Origin of the sequence: Bradyrhizobium nivariense (assembly GCF_029846695.2) — a bacterium.
Taxonomy (GTDB): Bacteria; Pseudomonadota; Alphaproteobacteria; order Rhizobiales; family Xanthobacteraceae; genus Bradyrhizobium.
Genome location: NZ_JARWCR020000011.1, coordinates 117,557 through 134,184, shown reverse-complemented (window position 1 = coordinate 134,184; position 16,628 = coordinate 117,557). Strand labels below are relative to the sequence as shown.

Here is a 16,628-nt window from a genome sequence, read left to right as displayed (position 1 = left end):
CTCCGACGAAACAATTTGGCGGCGCACGAAACCATTTTCCTCTTTTCGTGCAGACGTCCCGAAACGTTGGCTCATTAACACTTTGGTCCAAGGAAACGCCGCTCGGTTGCGGCGCTACGGGGAGCCAAGTCAATGCCGAACGTCATCGCCATCAACGCCCAAGCCAGCCAGGGCATCATTGCCGCTCAGGCGACCTCGGACGACATGCTTCTCGAAAGCATTGCCGACGGCAACCGGACGTCGATGCACATCCTCTATTGCCGTCACAATGTGCGCGTCTACCGCTTCATCCTGCGGATCGTGCGCGACGCCACCACGGCGGAAGACCTCGTCAGCCAGGTGTTTCTGGACGTGTGGAGGACCGCCGGCCAATTCCAGGGCCGCTCGCAGGTCTCGACCTGGCTGCTGTCGATAGCGCGCTTCAAGGCGCTGACCGCGATGCGCCAGCGCCGCTTCGAGGACATCGACCAGGAAGACGTGCGCCAGATCGCGGATGGCTGCGACACGCCGGAGACCTCGCTCGACCGCAGCGACACCAGTGCAATCCTCCGCGCCTGCGTTCAGAAGCTGTCACCCGCGCATCGCGAAATCATCAACCTCGTCTACTACCATGAGAAGTCGGTGGAGGAGGTCGGACAGATCATCGGCATCCCGCAGAGCACCGTGAAGACCCGGATGTTCTACGCCCGCAAGCAACTGGCCGAATTGCTTAAGGGCGCCGGCGTTGAGCGCTTCGCTGCCTAAACCTTAGGGAATTCAAGACGATAGGACCGCCCATTGGGCCCTATCGCCGGACACGGAAGTGTTACAGCCGACGAAACAATTGAAACAAAGCACAACATCAGGCGGAAAAACTTCGCTCCCATAAAGCTCACATACGGTTTCCTTAAACCTCCCAAGACCTCCAACGACCCGGACGGGATGCCCCCCTCCGGGTCGTTTTGTATTTGGGGGTGGTTGAGGTGCCGGCCTTATGGTTCGAGACGCCCGCTGCGCGGGCTCCTCACCATGAGGGTTTGACATTTCGCCGCGCAACAGGACCTCATCCTGAGGAGCCCGCGCAGCGGGCGTCTCGAAGGATGGCGACAACAACCGCGTCCCGCGGCGACCACCCGTCACGAAGGCGTGACGCAGCGTAACGACTGCCTCTCCTATCCCGAACAGCCCTCGTGACCCCATTCACGAGTGCCCATGCTCGAACTTCTCTTCGCCGTCCTCGCCGGGATCCTCACCATCGCCGCGCCCTGCACGCTGCCGATGCTGCCGATCCTGCTCGGCGCCTCGATCGGCCGCGCGGGGCATCTGCGCCCCGCCATGATCGCGCTCGGCTTCGTCGTCTCGTTCTCCGCGACCGCGCTGTTGTTAGGTGCGATCACGCGGCTGTTCGATTTCGATCCGAACGTGCTGCGCGAGGCGGCATCGATCCTGCTGCTCGGCTTCGGCCTGTTGATGCTGTGGCCAGCGCCGTTCGAATGGCTGTCGATCCGGCTCAACGGCTGGCTCGATCTCGGCAACTCCAGCGCCACGCAGCGCGAGGGCGCGCTCGGCGGGCTCGTGCTTGGCACCACGCTTGGGCTGGTCTGGACGCCCTGCGCCGGCCCGGTGCTCGGCTCGATCCTGACGCTGGTCGCGACGACGAAGAACGCGACCTGGGCCGGCACGCTGCTGGTCGCCTACGCGATTGGCGCGGCGATTCCGATGCTGGCGATCGCCTATGGCGGACAGGCCGCCACCACGCGGGTGCGCAGTCTTGCGCGCATCTCGCCCAGGCTGCAGCAGGGCTTTGGCGTCGTCGTGATCGGCTTCGCGCTCGCCGCCTACTTCCAATATGACACGCTGATCGTGGCGTGGCTCACCGGATTCTACCCCACCGGCCAGATCGGCCTGTGATCATCGCGCATCTCAACCGGAGGACTCGTCCATGACTTTCAAACTGCTCGCCGTCTCCGCCGCACTGATCGGCATCGCTGTGACCGGCGCCGTCATCCCCGGCATCTGCGACGAGGCCGCGCGCGCTGTCCCTGTCGTCACTGCCGCCGCCAACCAGGAGGCCGCGCCCGACTTCGCCGGCATCAACACCTGGTTCAACTCGAAGCCGCTCAATATCGCCGATCTCCGCGGCAAGGTCGTGCTGGTGGATTTCTGGACCTATGGCTGCGTCAACTGCGTCAACACGCTGCCGCACGTCACCGATCTCTATGCCAAGTACAAGGACAAGGGCCTCGTCGTAGTCGGCGTGCACACGCCGGAATTCCCGTTCGAGCGCTCGGCGTCCAATGTGCAGGCGGCGCTGAAGCGCCACGGCATCACCTATCCGGTGGCACAGGACAATGAGTCCAAGACCTGGAACGCCTACAGCAACCAATATTGGCCGGCGCAATACATCATCGACCAGAACGGCAAGATCGTGTTTCGGCACGCAGGCGAAGGGCGTTACAACGAGATCGACCGCACCGTGGCGCGACTGCTGAACGCCAGCAGCTAATACCGGGTTGCGGCGGTCTCGCCGTTGTTGCTTGACTCCACGGACCCGTCCGTGGAGTTTGCAGCCTCGGAATCAGCCGCCCGCGATGGACGACGCGATCACCAGCACCGACATTCGCCTTCGGGAAGGCGCCTCGATCGCGCAGCGGCTGGTCATGTCCGGCTTTGCGGCCGCCGTTGCGCTTTGCTTCACGCCGGGCCTGTTCACCCACGATACACTGGAGGTGACCATCTCCGTGGTCGCGCTGTTCGTGGGAGCAGCGTTCGTCGGCGTCATCATGCTGGCGCCCGCAGTGGTGTGGATCATCACGCCGGACGAGATCTTGATCGGGGAGCAGCGCCCGTTCGGAAAACTCCGCACCCGGGTCGTCGCCAAGGACGACATCAGAGGATTGCAGGTTCCCGGCAGCAAGAGGGCGAAAGCACGCTTCCAACTGGCCTTCACGCTGGCCTCCGGAGAACGCCTGACCTCCCCGCCGATCGCCGATGTCACCCATGTGCGCGAAACGGTGGCGCGGATCGCCACGCAATTCGACGTTCCCGACGTCGAGTCTCCCGTCAATCCGCTCGATGCCAGCAATCCCGAGATGCGCCTCGGCGACCCCCTCGAGCCGTTTTCCGCGAGGGACATAAGGATCGTCGCACTGATCGTCGTCACGCTATGCGCCGTTCCCTACGCCTACAAGCTCTGGCGTGGCCTGTCGCCCGGGCCGGTCGACATCATGCTGCTGCCGGTTGGCGCGATCGCCGCTTTCGCCGTGCACAGATACGCCAATCTCGTGACGGGCGCCTTCTGGATCATCCGGCAAGGAGATATTCGCGTCGAGCGCTTATGGGGCGACGGCCGCTTGCGTGCCGACCACATCGCGGGGCGCGACGTGAAAGCGATCACGGTCGAGCGCCGCGGCCGCTCCGAGGACGAGCACTGCATCGTCGTGATCCGATTGCAGTCCGGACAACGATTTCGCAGTCCCCGCATCGGTTCGCGGCCCGAGGCCCGGGCCGTGGGCACCGAAATCGTCCGGCGGCTCGGGATTGCGCCGGAGAACAACCGGATCTAGCTCTCCCGTTTGCGACAGTGCGCTCGTGTTTGAAGAAGAGCCGACAAGTCGCCTGCAGCCATCCTTCGAGACGCCCGCCTGCGGCGGGCCCTCAGGATGAGGACGGAGTCCGCGGCGGCGATTTGGCGGGCACCGATGCGTCTTAGCCTCATCCTGAGGGACCGCGGAGCGGTCGTCTCGAAGGACGAGGCGCGCGCTCAGGCCGCCGCCAGGAAGTCCTATCCGGCCGGCTGCCCCGCAAGCGGGGCAGGGAGCGCACTACCACCGCGGCAGCAATCTGGGCTTTTCGCGCCATCCCCCGTTTGTGGCATTGCCCGGGCCCGTCAAAAAAACCAAAGCATTCTCGTGACATACCAGCCGGGCGCGCCATCAACTTGCCATGAAGCTGCCCCTGAGTTCAGATGGTTCCGAATGATATGCGCTGCGGCAGCGGGGAGAGCTTGAAATGACGGATTTTCGTCGCCTGACGGGGATGTTTGTGGCTGCGATCGGCCTGATCCTGGCCATCCCGCATGCCTCCGCCCAGCAGCCCGATCGCGGCGACGAGCCGGGCCTGGTCGCCGACGACGCCTACGAGCTCGATCCGGAATGGCAGAAGCAGGTGGTTTACTTCCGCACGACGGAGCCACCGGGCACCATCATCATCTCGACCTCGGAGCGTCACCTCTATCTGGTGCAGCCAGGCGGACGCGCCATCCGCTACGGCATTGGCGTCGGCCGTGACGGCTTTCAGTGGCAGGGGCTGCTGAACATCGCCAACAAGAAGGAATGGCCGGACTGGACGCCGCCGGCGGAGATGATCCAGCGTCAGCCCTATCTGCCGCGTTTCATGGCCGGCGGCCCCGGCAATCCGCTCGGCGCCCGCGCCATGTATCTCGGCACCACCGTCTATCGGATCCACGGCACCAACCGTCCCGACACGATCGGCACCAAGGTCTCTTCGGGCTGCTTCCGGCTGGTCAACCGCGACGTCGCCGATCTCTACGATCGCGTCCCGGTCGGCACCAAGGTCGTGGTGCGGCAGAAGCCCGAGCTCTGATCTTCCTACCTCCTCCAGAATTCCTTTTCCCGATTATTTCGAGAGAGCAACATGATGCGCACTTTTCGAGGCGGCCTGCTGATCGGGCTCGCGATTGCCGTGCTGGTCGGCGTCCTGGCGGTGATCTACGAGTTTTACGACACCCGCACGCTGAAGCGCACCGTGCGCCGCGGCGAAGTGCTGTGCGGGGTCAACAAGGGCCTGCCTGGCTTCTCGATCCCCGACGACAAGGGCAACTGGACCGGCTTCGACGTCGATTTCTGCCGCGCGGTGGCCTCCGCGATCTTCAACGACCCGAGCAAGGCGAAGTTCGTCGCGCTCGATGCCAGCGAGCGCTTCAAGGAATTGCAGAGCCGGAAAGTGGACATCCTCTCGCGCAACTCGACCTGGAGCATGGCGCGCGAGCTCGACTACGACCTCTATTTCCCCGCGGTCGCCTATTACGACGGCGCGGGCTTCATGCTGCCGCGCGCGCGCAACAAGGAGACCGCGCTGGATCTGACCGGCAGCAAGGTCTGCGTCCAGACCGGGACCACCACGGCGCTCAACGTCGCGGATTACTTCCGCGCCAACAACATGAAGTATGAAGAGGTGAAGTTCGACAAGCTGGACGACGTCGTGAAAGCCTACGATACCGGCAAATGCGACACGCTGAGCGCCGACGTCTCCCAGCTCTACGCGCTGCGGATCAACCTGTCGAAGCCCACCGACCACATGATCCTGCCGGACATGATCTCCAAGGAGCCGCTCGCTCCCGTCGTGCGCCAGCGCGACGACGACTGGATGATGATCGTGAAGTGGACGCTCTACGCGATGATCAACGCCGAGGAACTCGGCGTCTCCTCGGAGAACATCGACGAGGCCCTGAAGTCGAAGAAGCCGGAAGTGATGCGGCTGGTCGGCACCGAAGGAAATTACGGCGAGCAGCTCGGCCTCACCAAGGATTGGGTCGTCCGCATCATCCGTAACGTCGGCAATTACGGCGAGATGTACGAGCGCAATATCGGCGAGAAGTCCAAGCTGAAGATCCCGCGCGGGATGAACCAGCTGTGGAACGCGGGCGGTGTGCAGTACGCGCCGCCGGTGCGGTAACGGGTCCCTCCGCCGTCATCCGCGGGGGTGCAAAGCGACGGAGCAATCCAGAAGCCCTCCGCGGTGAAGTCTGGAATCTTCGCTTCGCTCGCAATGACGAGCTTGGGGCAAGCGCTTTCCACTTGCTCAACTATCATCGCCCGGCTTGACCGGGCGATCCAGTACTCCGAGACATCAATCGTATACTGAGGGGCCGCGGCGTACTGGATCGCCCGCCTTCGCGGGCGATGATACCGAATGCGACGCGACGGTGCGCCTCAATACCCCCGCGCCCGCGCCAACTGCTCGGTGTGGTAATTCGCGTCCCCGAACAATTCCTCGCACACACGCGCGCGCTTCATGAAGAAGCCGATGTCGAACTGGTCGGTCATGCCCATGCCGCCATGCATCTGCACGCCTTCCTGCACCGCGCGCGTGGCGGTGGTACCGGCGCGGGCTTTGGCCACTGCGACGGCCGAGGCGGCCTTGGCAACGTCCGCATCCAGCACCTGAAGCGCCTTCATCACGGCGGCGCGGGTGATCTCGATGTCGACATAGAGCTCGGCGGCGCGATGCTGCAGCGCCTGGAATTCGCCGATCAGCTTGCCGAACTGCTTGCGGCTCTTCAGGTATTCGACGGTGCGGTTGAACACCTCTTCGCTCAGGCCCACCATTTCGGAGGCCACCGCGCCGCGTCCGATATCGAGCACGCCGTCGAGCAGGCCAGTGCCCTGGTCGACTTCGCCGAGCACGCTGTCGGCATTGACCTCGACATTGGCCAGCTCGATCCGCGCCGCGTTGTGCGCGTCGACCATGATGGTGCGCTCGATCGCAACGCCCTTGGCCTTGGGGTTGACCAGGAACAGCGTCAGCCCCTCGCGCTCGCCGGCCGAACCTGCGGTGCGCGCGGCGACGATGAGGAGATCGGCGACATGACCGTCGACCACCAGCGCCTTGGCGCCGGAGAGCCTAAAACCGTTGCCGGCACGCACGGCCCGAAGGCTGGTCTGAAGCGGGCGATGCTTTGCGCCCTCGTCGATCGCGAGCGTCGCGAGCAGCGAGCCGCTGGAGATTTTTGGCAGATACTCCGACTTCTGCGCGGCATTGCCGCCGCGGTTCAGCGCCGAGGCCGCGACTACGCTGGTGGCGAGGAAGGGCGACGGCATCAGCGTGCGGCCGATCTCCTCCATCACGACGCCGGCCTCGACAAAGCCGAGACCGCTGCCGCCGAACTCTTCCGGCACCAGCAAGCCGGCGAAACCCATCTCGGCGAAGGAATGCCAGAGTTCTTTCGAGAAGCCGGTTGGATCCTTGGAATCGCGCAAGCCGCGCAGATGCGATACCGGCGCCTTGTCGCTGATCAGTCCGCGCGCAGAGTCGCGAAGCATCGATTGTTCTTCGGTGAGGACGAGGGCCATGGTGGGCTCCAACTAAGTGCGGTTCGGCTGAATTCGGTGGTGACCCTCATGGTGAGGAGGCGCCACCGGGTCCGCGCTATGCGCGGCCCGATGATAAACTCCGCGCCGTCTCGAACCACGAGGCCATCCTTCGAGACGCGGCCTTGCGGCCGCTCCTCAGGATGAGGGTTCTTGCTAGGCCCCCGGCAGATCGAGGATGCGCTTGGCGACGATGCCGAGCATGACCTCGGTCGTGCCGCCCTCGATCGAGTTGGCCTTGGTGCGCAGCCAGGCGCGCGGACGGGCTCCTTGCTTCGAGCGCTCGCTCTCCCATTCCAGCGCATCGACACCTCCGGCCGACATCAGGATCTCATAACGGCGCTTGTTCAGCTCGGTGCCGTAATATTTCATCGCCGACGAGAACGCCGGATGCGCCTGACCCGCCTTGGCGAGATCGACCGCGCGCTCGGCACAGGCCGCAAGTGCGGCTTCATCGACGTCGAAGCTGGCGATCCGGCCACGCAACATCGCATCGTCGAGCCGTCCCAGCGCATCGGTGCCGACGGAATCGGCCGCGATCTGACCGAGCGGGCGGCCGACGCCACGCTCGCCCATGCCTGAGATCATCGCGCGCTCATGCTGCAGCAGATATTTTGCGACGTCCCAGCCGCGGTTGACGGTGCCGACCACATGCGATTTCGGTACGCGGACGCCGTCGAAGAAGGTCTCGCAGAACGGCGAGTAGCCGGAAATCAGGAGGATCGGCTTGGTCGTCACGCCTTTCGAGGTCATGTCGAACAGGATGAAGCTGATGCCGTCATGCTTCTTCGCGGCCGAATCAGTGCGGACCAGGCAGAAGATCCAGTCGGCGTAGTTGGCGTAGGAGGTCCAGATTTTCGACCCAGTGATGACGAAATCATCGCCGTCGCTCTCGGCACGGGTCTGGAGCGAGGCGAGATCGGAGCCGGCGTTCGGCTCGGAATAGCCCTGGCACCAGCGGATCAGGCCCGCCGCGATGTTTGGCAGGTGCTCCTGCTTCTGCGCCTCGTTGCCGTATTTCAAAAGCGCCGGCCCGAGCATCCAGATGCCGAAGCTCGACAGCGGCGGGCGCGCGCCCATCCTGGCCATTTCCGCGCGCAACACCTTGTGCTCGGCCGCGCTCAATCCGCCGCCGCCATACTCCTTCGGCCAGTCCGGTACGGTCCAGCCCTTGTCGCGCATGCGCTCGAACCAGATGCGCTGCGGCTCGGACGAGAATTTTGCGTTACGCCCGCCCCAGAACACGTCGGCGTCGGAGGTCGCGGGCTTGCGCATTTCCGGCGGGCAATTGGCATCGAGCCAGGCACGCGTCTGCTTGCGGAATTCTTCGAGATCGGCCGTCTCGGCATCGCTCGTTTTGTCGCTCATGGATCGTTTCCATCAATCTATATCGGCTTGTTGAGCGCGACTCTGGGCCATCGCCTCGTGGAATTCAACCACTTCCGTGTCACGCATCGGCTATAGTCGCGGCACCGGCGAGCTTGAAAACAAAGAGGAAACAACAATGCGCCTGAAGCTTCTTTCGCCTGGCGAAATGAACGAGAGCCAGCGGCAGACCTATGACGAGTCGATTGCCGGCAAGCGCGGCAAGCCGCCCGCGCCGATGATGGCCTGGCTCAACAGCCCCGAGATGGCGCGACACGCCACGCGGCTCGGCGAGGTCCTGCGCTACGACACGATATTCCCCGCAAAGCTCTCGGAGATCGCAATCCTGGTGACGGCGCGGCACTGGACCGCGCATTACGAATGGTACGCGCATAAGCGCCTGGCGCTTGCCGGCGGCATGGATCCGGAAATCATCGACGCAATCCGCGATCGCCGCACGCCTGTCTTCGACGATCCCAAGGCTGGGATGATCTACGACGTCGCGAAGTCGCTGCATGAGGGCCATGGCGTCGCGAAGGGCCTCTATGATGCGGCGGTGAAGCTGCTCGGCGAGCGCGGCGTCGTCGAGGTGATCGGGCTGTGCGGCTATTACACGCTGGTGTCGATGACGCTGAACACATTCGAGTTCGGCCTGCCCGAGGGCGAGATCTCGGAGCTCTCATAGTTTCGCATATGGAAACGATGGGTTTCAGGATAGGCCAGTAGCACTGTTCCGAGGCCCGCCTTATGTGGGGGTTGTCAACGGAGCAGCCACATGTCGGACAACCAAGCCATCGCCGCCGGCACCCGGATCGGCCACGTTCACCTCAAGGTCGCCGATCTCGATCGCGCGCTGGGCTTCTATTGCGGCGTGCTGGGCTTCGAGCTGATGCAGCGGATGGGCTCGGGCGCAGCCTTCATCTCGGCCGGCGGCTATCATCACCACATCGGGCTCAACACCTGGGAGAGCAAGGGCGGGTCGCCGCCGCCACCAGGCACGACCGGTCTCTATCACACCGCGATCCTCTATCCGACGCGGCCCGCGCTGGCGGATGCGCTGCACCGCGTGCTCTCGGCCGGCATTGCGCTGGATGGGGCGAGCGACCATGGCGTGTCCGAAGCGCTGTATTTGCGCGATCCGGACCAGAATGGCGTGGAGCTGTATCGGGACCGGCCCAGGGAGCAATGGCCGTTTGGGCCGGACGGGAAGCTCGCGATGGTCACGAAGCGGCTGGATCTGGAGGAACTGCTGAGGCAGCGCGAGGCGTGAGGCCTACGAGAGCTTTCGCTTTGGGTTTCCCGCGCACCATGATCAACGCCGCCGCCACCACCTCCAGCGCGATGCAGAGATAGAACGGCAGCGCATAGCCGCCCGAAAAGTCTCGCAGGAAGCCGACTACGCCGGGGCCGAATGCATACGTCACCTGGTTGATCGCGGTGTTGAGGCTGATCAGCACGCCGAACGAGGCGGAATCGAATTCCTGCTGCACGATCAGGGACGGCAGCGTGATGAGGTTGCCGACCGAGAAGCCGAACACTGCGCAAGCGGCGATCAGCACGTAATCATTGTGCAAATTGACCACAACGAGAAGTGCCACGGCCTGGCTCAGGAACGACAGCGCCGAGGCGAGCCGCTGGTTGAGGCGGTCGATCACCAGCGAGAACAGCACCCGGCCGATCACCGCCATCGCCGTCAGCACCGCGACGGCCACAGCGGCGCGCTCGCGCCCGATCACGGGATCGAGGAACGAGATCAGGTGCACGATGAAGCCGACCTGCGCGAACAGCACCAAAGCAAAGGCAATGGTCACGGTGAGGAAGCCGACATCGCGCAACGCCCCCGCGCGGATCTGCGCCGACGATCGCGGCTTCGCCTTCGTCGTTACGCGCCGACCATGGAGATCGGGCGGGCGGCCGACGACAATCAGGATCACCGGCAGGAGCAGCGCCAGCATGGCGCCCGCGACGATAAACATCGCGCTGGCGAAGCCGATATGACCGATCAAGGTCACCAGCAGCGGCACGCCGACGATGCCGCCGAAGCTTGCGCCATTCAGCGCAAGACTGATGGCCATGCCACGCTTCTGATCGAACCACAGGCTGATCGTGTTGGTGATCATCGCCAAACTGGTGCCGGCCCAGCCGAAGGCGAGCACGGCGTTCGCGAGATAAAGCTGCCACGGCTCGCGCACCGCGCCAATCGCGACCGCTGCAGCCGACATCGCCAGCGTGCCCGCGATCAGCCCGAGGCGCGGGCCGTACTTGTTGACGGCCTCGCCGACGAAGACGACGAGCAGCGCGCCGAACAGATAGAAGAACGTCGTGGCAGATGAGATCAGCGAGGCCGACCAGCCGTGCGCGCGCTGGAGCTCGGCGACATAGACGCTCTGGCCGTAGAAGCCGAGGCCCCAGCCGAAGGTCGCGAGCAGGAAGCAAACCGCAACGATGCGCCAGCCTTCGTAGCGGAGAGAGGATTCGTCGATGGATGCGTCGTGCCGGGGGTTGTCGAGCATTTGCGCTTGTCCTTCGTTTCCCCCGCGAGCGCCGTGCTTCACGCCCGCCTGTTCATGACGAGCATCATGTAACAACCCAAGCCCCGGCAATCACTTCGATCTGGATCGAAGCATCAACGCTGCTGACAGCATCCTGCCATCTCAGATCGCATCCGGGAACTCGCCCATGGCCTCGTCCAGCCGCGCTTTGCGGCGGCGGGCCCAGGACGCCAGCGAGAGCACGGCGAGGCCGAGCAGCACCGGCGGGAACACCACCATGTTCACCGCGGACCAGCCGTAATTGGCGAGCAATTGACCGGACGAGAACGAGCCGATCGCCATCATGCCGAACACCAGGAAATCGTTGAAGGCCTGCACCTTGTTGCGCTCCTGCGGCCGGTGCGTCTCCAGCACCAGCGCAGAGGCGCCGATGAAGGAGAAATTCCAGCCGATACCGAGCACGATTAGCGTGGCCCAGAAGTGCATCGCGGTGATGCCGGACAGGCCGATGCCGGCCGCACCGGCCTCCAGCAGCAGGCCGGCGGCAACGATCCTCCGCGCGCCGAAGCGGGCGATCAGCGCACCCGTGAAGAAGCTCGGCCCGTACATGGCGACGATGTGCCATTGAATGCCGAAATTGGAGTCGGAAACGCTTAAGCCGCACAGCTTCATGGCGAGCGGCGCCGAAGTCATCACCAGATTCATCATGGGGTAGGAGATGACGCCGCACAGCGCCGCCGCGATGAAGCGCGGCTGGGTCACGATGTCGAGTAGCGGCCGCCCGCCGTGAAGATCGGCCGGCGCCGGCCTCGGCATGTCGACCCCGGCGACGATGCCCATCGCGACCAGCGCGACAGCAGCCTGGACCAGGAAGCTGAAGGCGAACAAATAAGGCTGCCAGACATCCATGGTCCATTGCACGAGCTGCGGACCGAGCACGCCGGCGAACACACCGCCCGCCATCACCCAGGACACCGCCTTGGGCCGATAGGCAGCACTGGCGCCGTCGGCGGCAGCGAAGCGATAGGACTGCGCCACCGCGCCGTAGAGGCCGCCAAGAAACGTCGCCAGACAGAACAACGGAAACGAAGCGTGCAGGATTGCGAAGGAGCCGAGCAGACCGGTCAGCGTGCCCACACCGGTGCCGACGACGAAAGCCATGCGGCGGCCGAAGCGGCGCGAGATCGCGCCGGTCGGCAGCGTGCCGGCGGCGAGGCCGAGCACATACATCGAGATCGGCACGGTTGCGAACGAGACGTCTGGCGCGAGCGTGGCGCCGACGATCGCGCCGGTGGCGAAGATCACCGCCGAGTTGGCGCCGGTCAGCGCCTGCGCGGCGGCAAGGCGCACCACATTGGCGCGCACGCGCGCGTCGGCGGCGATCTCATTGGCTGCAGTCACATCTAACATCGGCATTTCCGCCCCAAGGGGCTTTTAAGGGGCTTTCAAGAGGCTCCGTTGATTCCCGGCACTATGGCGGGGCGCGGGAGGGCGGGCAACCGGCGCAAACGGGCGCAGGCCATGCCTCTGACGCAATCGGGCGGATGATAATGGGCCACGCACTTGACGGCTTGCGCTCGATCAAATCCTATCCGCCGCGATCTCAGGAGTTTCGTTCATGTCCGTCGACGACCGGCCTACGCTCAGCGCTCCCGATGACGATCCCTGGCTCTGGCTGGAGGAGATTGAGGGCAAGCTGGCGCTCGATTTCGTCGCGCGGCAGAACAGCCTGACGCGCGATGCGTTTGGTGGAAAGGCCTTCGAGCGCGATCGCGACATCCTCGCGGCGATCTACGATCGTCCCGACAACATTCCCTATGTCAGCCGGCGCGGCACAGATCTGCACAATCTCTGGAAGGACGCGGCAAACCCGCGCGGCCTGTGGCGGAGGACTTCGCTTGCGGAGTTTCGCAAATCGCGTCCGGCGTGGGAGATCATGCTGGATGTCGACCAGCTCGCCGCGCGCGAAGGCGAAGACTGGCTGCTGAGCTCGATCACCACGATGCCGGGAAGCGCGCGCGCCATTTTGAGCCTTTCGCGCGGCGGCAGCGACGCCGTCGCCTTGCGGGAATTCGACCTCGACACGAAGAGTTTTGTTGAGGACGGTTTTGCACTGTCGGAAGCCAAGGGCGGCGCCGATTGGCTCGATGCCGACACGTTGCTGCTGTCGAGCGCCCATGGCGAAGGCATGGCGACGAGCTCGGGATATTCGCGGACGGTTCGCGTGTGGCGACGCGGCCAGCCTGTCGATCAGGCACAGATGATCATCGAGACCACGGCCGATCATATGGCGATCTCCGGCATGGCCGACGACACCGCTGCGGCCCCACGCAGCTGGATCGTCGACCAGATCGACTTCTTCAATCATGCGATCTGGCTGCGCGACGCAGACGGCACGACGACGAAGCTCGATCTGCCGACGGGCATCTGGATGCAGGCGCATGGCGACTGGTTCGCGATGAAGCTGCGCGAAGCCTGGTCGATCGAGGGGAGAAGCTATGCCGCCGACACCGTGCTCGGCATGTCGCTCTCGGCGTTCCTGGCCGGCAGCCGGGATTTCGCGGTCCTGTTCGCGCCGGAACCGCGGCGCGCGTTGCAGGGTCTGTTCTGGGCGGCGGACAAGCTGGTGCTCTCGATCCTCGACGAGCTCCAGCCGCAATTCGAGATCTGCACGCCGTCCGCCACAAGCTGGAGCCGCGAGACCTTGGGTGGCCTCCCGCAAATCGGCGTCGTCGACATCTGGCCGCTCGACCGCCATCCCTCCGAGAGCAATGGCGACCTGCTCGCCAATGTGCAGGATCCACTGACGCCGCCGTCGCTGCTGCTGATGGAGCGCGGCGTCGCAAGCCCGATCGTGTTGAAGCAGGCGCCGAAGATTTTCACCGCCGACGGGCTCGTGGTGACCCAGCACGAGGCGATCTCGATCGACGGCGAGCGCATCCCCTATGTGCAGACCGGCCCCACCGGCGAGACCGGCGATGCACCGGTCTATATGAGCGCCTATGGCGGCTTCGCCCTTTCGGTGAAGCCGTACTACAATCCGTCGCTCGGCAAGCTGTGGCTCGAGCGCGGCGGCACGACGGTGCAGGCGAATTTACGCGGCGGCGGCGAATTCGGCACGCGCTGGCACGATGCCGGCCGGCTCGCCGGTAAGAAACTTTCACACGACGATTTTGCCGCGGTCGCCGCCGATCTCGTCCGCCGCGGCGTGACGACAGCAAAGCGCATTGCCGCACAGGGTGGATCGAACGGCGGCATCCTCATCACCAACATGCTGGTGCGCTACCCCGAACGTTTCGGCGCGCTGTTCTGCACCATCCCGCTGATCGACATGCGCCGCTACACAAGACTGCTCGCCGGCGCGAGCTGGATCGCGGAATATGGCGATCCTGACAAGCCGGAGGAGTGGGACTGGCTGAAGACCTACTCCGCCTATCACAACGTCAAAGCCGGCCAGCCCTATCCGCCGATCCTGATCGCCACCACGCGGCGCGACGACCGCGTCCATCCCGGGCATGCGCGCAAGATGGCGGCAAAGCTCCAGGCCATGGGCTATGAAGCCTGGTTCTACGAACCGGAAGCAGGCGGCCATGGCTACGGCAAGGACAACAAGGAGCGCGCCGGCTTCGAGGTGCTCGGCTTCCGGTTCTTGAAGGACAAGATCGGCTGGCGGGATGGGGAAGCGTGACCTTGATTTGATCGCTGCGCGCCACGGGCGACGCTTACCTCTCCCGCTTGCTCGCGGGAGAGGTCGACGCGCTCGAAGAGCGCGGCGGGTGAGGGCTTTCTCCTCTAGGGGATTGTCCCGTTGTTGAGACACCCTCTCCCCGACCCTCCCCCGCACGCGGGGGAGGGAGCGCACCTCCTGTGTAGCTAGCGCGCGAACACCAGCGTCAGGTTATTTGCCGGCATCTCGATTGTATCGACGAGGCGAAGACCTACGCCGCGCGCGAGCGCCTCGACGTCGCTGATGTCGCGCACGCCCCAGTCGGGATTGCCTTCACGCAAGGACGTGTCGAACACGGCGTTGCTGAGCGCAATGTGCTTGCCGCCGCGCTTGAACGGGCCGTAGAGGAACAGCTTGCCGTCGGCCCGCAAATAGCGGCCGGCGCCGGCGAACAGGCCCTCGGCGACGCTCCATGGCGCGATGTGGATGACATTGGCGCAGAACACGGCGGCAAGACTTGACGGCGCCTGTCCGCTTTTCATCTCCGGGCACCAGTCGGGATCCGTGAGATCTATCCGCAGCGGGCTGCGGATGTTTTGCAGGCCGGCATGAACGCGCCAGGCCTCGATGCTCTTGAGGTGGCGCTGATTGAGGTCGCTGGGCCACCAGATCAGACCGGGCGTATGGCGGGCGAAGTAGACCACGTGCTGCCCGGTTCCGCTGCCGAGCTCGACCACGTTGCCGGTGCAACCGACGAGATGCTTTTCCAGTGCCGCCCAGAGCGGCTCGTGATTGCGATGAAATGCCGGCGCATCGAGCCGCCCATCCGGCTCGACGCGTCCGCCATCCCCGCCAAATTCGACGACATATTCAGCCAAGTGAGGTCCCCTTGAAAAAACGAGAACACGATGAAAACAGGATGAGCGCCCAAAACGCCCTGGAAACAGCCGGCCCGCGCCACGGCCCTAACTCTTCGGACCAAATCGGCCCAACAAATACTCTCTTCAGTTGCAATGCGGAAGATATTAACTCCATTTTGTCGCGTACATGGTCTTGATTGTCAGGCGATGCCCTTTGTGCTTTGGAACGCTATATTCCGCGAACGAGATCATCGACATAACGCCTTGGAATGATGCCTTGACCGCCCTTGCCCGGAAGCCTCTGTTCCTCATGCTGGCCATTGTCGCCGGCCTCGCCGCGAGCCCGGCGCGGGCGCAATCCGCTGTAGCCGACGGCCAGAAACTCGCCTTCGACCGCGGCAAGGGCAATTGCCTGACCTGCCACGTCATCAAGGGCGGCGACCTGCCGGGAACGATCGGGCCGGAGTTGAAGGACATCAAGGCGAAATACCCCGACCGCAACGAGTTGGTCGCGATCCTGTTCGACGAGACCAAGCGCAATCCGCAGTCCATGATGCCGCCGTTCGGCCGGAACCGGATTTTGACCGACCAGGAGATCAGCGCAATCGTTGATTTCCTGCAAACCCTGTGACGGCCGGCACGCCAGGAGACCTCAGATGACCACACTCACCGGCCCTCTCGCGACGCGGCGCCTGATCCTTCAGGGCGCAGCCTCTGTCGCGCTGATCGGCTTCGGCAATCTGCCGTTCGGCGCCGCTCCCGCGCGCGCGGCCGCCAACGACAAATATCCGGAAGAGGCCTTCAGGCAGAAGAGCGAAGCCGACGCCATCAAGGCGCTCTATGGCAAGACCGCCGAGCCGTCCGACAAGGTCAAGCTGGATGCCCCCGAGATCGCCGAGAATGGCGGCGTCGTGCCGATCTCGGTGACGACGACGCTCGACAAGGTCACCTCGATCTCGCTTTTCGTGGCCGAGAATCCGAACGCGCTCGCGGCAAGCTACAAGATTCCTGATGGCACGATCCCTGGTGTCGCCAACCGGCTGAAGATGGCCAAGACCACCAACGTGACCGCGATCGTGGAGGCCGACGGCAAGCTCTACAGCGCGACCAAAGAGGTCAAGGTCACCGTCGGCGGCTGCGGCGGTTAAGCGAG

16 protein-coding genes are annotated in these 16,628 nt (G+C 64.3%); 11 read left to right on the top strand and 5 right to left on the bottom strand.

Annotated elements, in window-relative coordinates:
- Window positions 1-132: 132 nt before the first annotated feature.
- The 6 genes from QCM77_RS12085 (at window position 133) to QCM77_RS12060 (ending at window position 5,676) form a co-directional block, all read left to right on the top strand.
- Window positions 133-744 carry a sigma-70 family RNA polymerase sigma factor gene (locus QCM77_RS12085; protein ID WP_279665132.1) on the top strand — a complete coding sequence of 204 codons (612 nt, stop codon included), beginning with the start codon at window positions 133-135 and terminating at the stop codon, window positions 742-744.
- A 447-nt stretch (window positions 745-1,191) separates the two neighbouring features.
- Window positions 1,192-1,890 (top strand): cytochrome c biogenesis CcdA family protein, encoded by a 699-nt coding sequence (locus tag QCM77_RS12080; RefSeq protein ID WP_279683797.1) that lies wholly within the window; start codon window positions 1,192-1,194, stop codon window positions 1,888-1,890.
- A 31-nt stretch (window positions 1,891-1,921) separates the two neighbouring features.
- Window positions 1,922-2,485, top strand: a complete 564-nt coding sequence (locus QCM77_RS12075) for a thioredoxin family protein (RefSeq protein WP_279683795.1) — start codon at window positions 1,922-1,924, stop codon at window positions 2,483-2,485.
- Window positions 2,486-2,570: 85 nt separating this feature from the next.
- Window positions 2,571-3,545 (top strand): hypothetical protein, encoded by a 975-nt coding sequence (locus QCM77_RS12070; protein WP_279683793.1) that lies wholly within the window; start codon window positions 2,571-2,573, stop codon window positions 3,543-3,545.
- A gap of 445 nt (window positions 3,546-3,990) precedes the next feature.
- Complete coding sequence (locus QCM77_RS12065; RefSeq protein WP_279665138.1) at window positions 3,991-4,584, top strand: L,D-transpeptidase; 594 nt, start codon at window positions 3,991-3,993, stop codon at window positions 4,582-4,584.
- Between the two features lie 54 nt (window positions 4,585-4,638).
- Window positions 4,639-5,676: an amino acid ABC transporter substrate-binding protein gene (locus tag QCM77_RS12060; RefSeq protein WP_279683827.1), complete on the top strand. Its 1,038-nt coding sequence runs from the start codon at window positions 4,639-4,641 to the stop codon at window positions 5,674-5,676.
- A gap of 257 nt (window positions 5,677-5,933) precedes the next feature.
- Here QCM77_RS12060 and QCM77_RS12055 read toward each other — a convergent pair whose 3' ends face one another.
- Window positions 5,934-7,073 (bottom strand): acyl-CoA dehydrogenase family protein, encoded by a 1,140-nt coding sequence (locus tag QCM77_RS12055; RefSeq protein WP_279683791.1) that lies wholly within the window; start codon window positions 7,071-7,073, stop codon window positions 5,934-5,936.
- Window positions 7,074-7,247: 174 nt separating this feature from the next.
- Complete coding sequence (locus QCM77_RS12050) at window positions 7,248-8,459, bottom strand: acyl-CoA dehydrogenase family protein (RefSeq protein ID WP_279683789.1); 1,212 nt, start codon at window positions 8,457-8,459, stop codon at window positions 7,248-7,250.
- 136 nt (window positions 8,460-8,595) lie between these two features.
- Here QCM77_RS12050 and QCM77_RS12045 point away from each other — a divergent pair, with 136 nt between their 5' ends.
- A complete protein-coding gene (locus QCM77_RS12045; RefSeq protein WP_279683787.1) occupies window positions 8,596-9,141 on the top strand; it encodes a carboxymuconolactone decarboxylase family protein in 546 nt (181 codons plus the stop codon).
- 90 nt (window positions 9,142-9,231) lie between these two features.
- On the top strand, window positions 9,232-9,726 hold the full coding sequence (locus tag QCM77_RS12040; RefSeq protein WP_279683785.1) for a VOC family protein: 495 nt from the start codon (window positions 9,232-9,234) through the stop codon (window positions 9,724-9,726).
- On the opposite strand, the gene QCM77_RS12035 is transcribed toward QCM77_RS12040, so the two are convergent.
- A complete protein-coding gene (locus QCM77_RS12035; RefSeq protein ID WP_279683783.1) occupies window positions 9,677-10,969 on the bottom strand; it encodes an MFS transporter in 1,293 nt (430 codons plus the stop codon). The two genes, QCM77_RS12040 and QCM77_RS12035, sit on opposite strands and share 50 nt — an antisense overlap.
- A gap of 141 nt (window positions 10,970-11,110) precedes the next feature.
- Window positions 11,111-12,358, bottom strand: a complete 1,248-nt coding sequence (locus QCM77_RS12030; protein ID WP_279665147.1) for an MFS transporter — start codon at window positions 12,356-12,358, stop codon at window positions 11,111-11,113.
- Window positions 12,359-12,566: 208 nt separating this feature from the next.
- Here QCM77_RS12030 and QCM77_RS12025 point away from each other — a divergent pair, with 208 nt between their 5' ends.
- Window positions 12,567-14,636 (top strand): prolyl oligopeptidase family serine peptidase, encoded by a 2,070-nt coding sequence (locus tag QCM77_RS12025; protein ID WP_279683781.1) that lies wholly within the window; start codon window positions 12,567-12,569, stop codon window positions 14,634-14,636.
- Window positions 14,637-14,821: 185 nt separating this feature from the next.
- Here QCM77_RS12025 and QCM77_RS12020 read toward each other — a convergent pair whose 3' ends face one another.
- Window positions 14,822-15,493 carry a DUF938 domain-containing protein gene (locus tag QCM77_RS12020; RefSeq protein ID WP_279683779.1) on the bottom strand — a complete coding sequence of 224 codons (672 nt, stop codon included), beginning with the start codon at window positions 15,491-15,493 and terminating at the stop codon, window positions 14,822-14,824.
- 259 nt (window positions 15,494-15,752) lie between these two features.
- Here QCM77_RS12020 and soxX point away from each other — a divergent pair, with 259 nt between their 5' ends.
- Together soxX and soxY are read left to right on the top strand one after the other, a co-directional pair.
- Window positions 15,753-16,106: a sulfur oxidation c-type cytochrome SoxX gene (gene soxX / locus QCM77_RS12015; RefSeq protein WP_279665150.1), complete on the top strand. Its 354-nt coding sequence runs from the start codon at window positions 15,753-15,755 to the stop codon at window positions 16,104-16,106.
- A 25-nt stretch (window positions 16,107-16,131) separates the two neighbouring features.
- A complete protein-coding gene (gene soxY, locus QCM77_RS12010; protein WP_279683777.1) occupies window positions 16,132-16,623 on the top strand; it encodes a thiosulfate oxidation carrier protein SoxY in 492 nt (163 codons plus the stop codon).
- Window positions 16,624-16,628 lie beyond the last annotated feature (5 nt).

Bases quoted from the DNA above. Each gene is read 5' to 3' on its own strand.
- QCM77_RS12085 (WP_279665132.1), top strand. From the start codon at position 133: ATGCCGAACGTCATCGCCATCAACGCCCAAGCCAGCCAGGGCATCATT.
- QCM77_RS12080 (WP_279683797.1), top strand. From the start codon at position 1,192: ATGCTCGAACTTCTCTTCGCCGTCCTCGCCGGGATCCTCACCATCGCC.
- QCM77_RS12075 (WP_279683795.1), top strand. From the start codon at position 1,922: ATGACTTTCAAACTGCTCGCCGTCTCCGCCGCACTGATCGGCATCGCT.
- QCM77_RS12070 (WP_279683793.1), top strand. From the start codon at position 2,571: ATGGACGACGCGATCACCAGCACCGACATTCGCCTTCGGGAAGGCGCC.
- QCM77_RS12065 (WP_279665138.1), top strand. From the start codon at position 3,991: ATGACGGATTTTCGTCGCCTGACGGGGATGTTTGTGGCTGCGATCGGC.
- QCM77_RS12060 (WP_279683827.1), top strand. From the start codon at position 4,639: ATGCGCACTTTTCGAGGCGGCCTGCTGATCGGGCTCGCGATTGCCGTG.
- QCM77_RS12055 (WP_279683791.1), bottom strand. From the start codon at position 7,073: ATGGCCCTCGTCCTCACCGAAGAACAATCGATGCTTCGCGACTCTGCG.
- QCM77_RS12050 (WP_279683789.1), bottom strand. From the start codon at position 8,459: ATGAGCGACAAAACGAGCGATGCCGAGACGGCCGATCTCGAAGAATTC.
- QCM77_RS12045 (WP_279683787.1), top strand. From the start codon at position 8,596: ATGCGCCTGAAGCTTCTTTCGCCTGGCGAAATGAACGAGAGCCAGCGG.
- QCM77_RS12040 (WP_279683785.1), top strand. From the start codon at position 9,232: ATGTCGGACAACCAAGCCATCGCCGCCGGCACCCGGATCGGCCACGTT.
- QCM77_RS12035 (WP_279683783.1), bottom strand. From the start codon at position 10,969: ATGCTCGACAACCCCCGGCACGACGCATCCATCGACGAATCCTCTCTC.
- QCM77_RS12030 (WP_279665147.1), bottom strand. From the start codon at position 12,358: ATGTTAGATGTGACTGCAGCCAATGAGATCGCCGCCGACGCGCGCGTG.
- QCM77_RS12025 (WP_279683781.1), top strand. From the start codon at position 12,567: ATGTCCGTCGACGACCGGCCTACGCTCAGCGCTCCCGATGACGATCCC.
- soxY (WP_279683777.1), top strand. From the start codon at position 16,132: ATGACCACACTCACCGGCCCTCTCGCGACGCGGCGCCTGATCCTTCAG.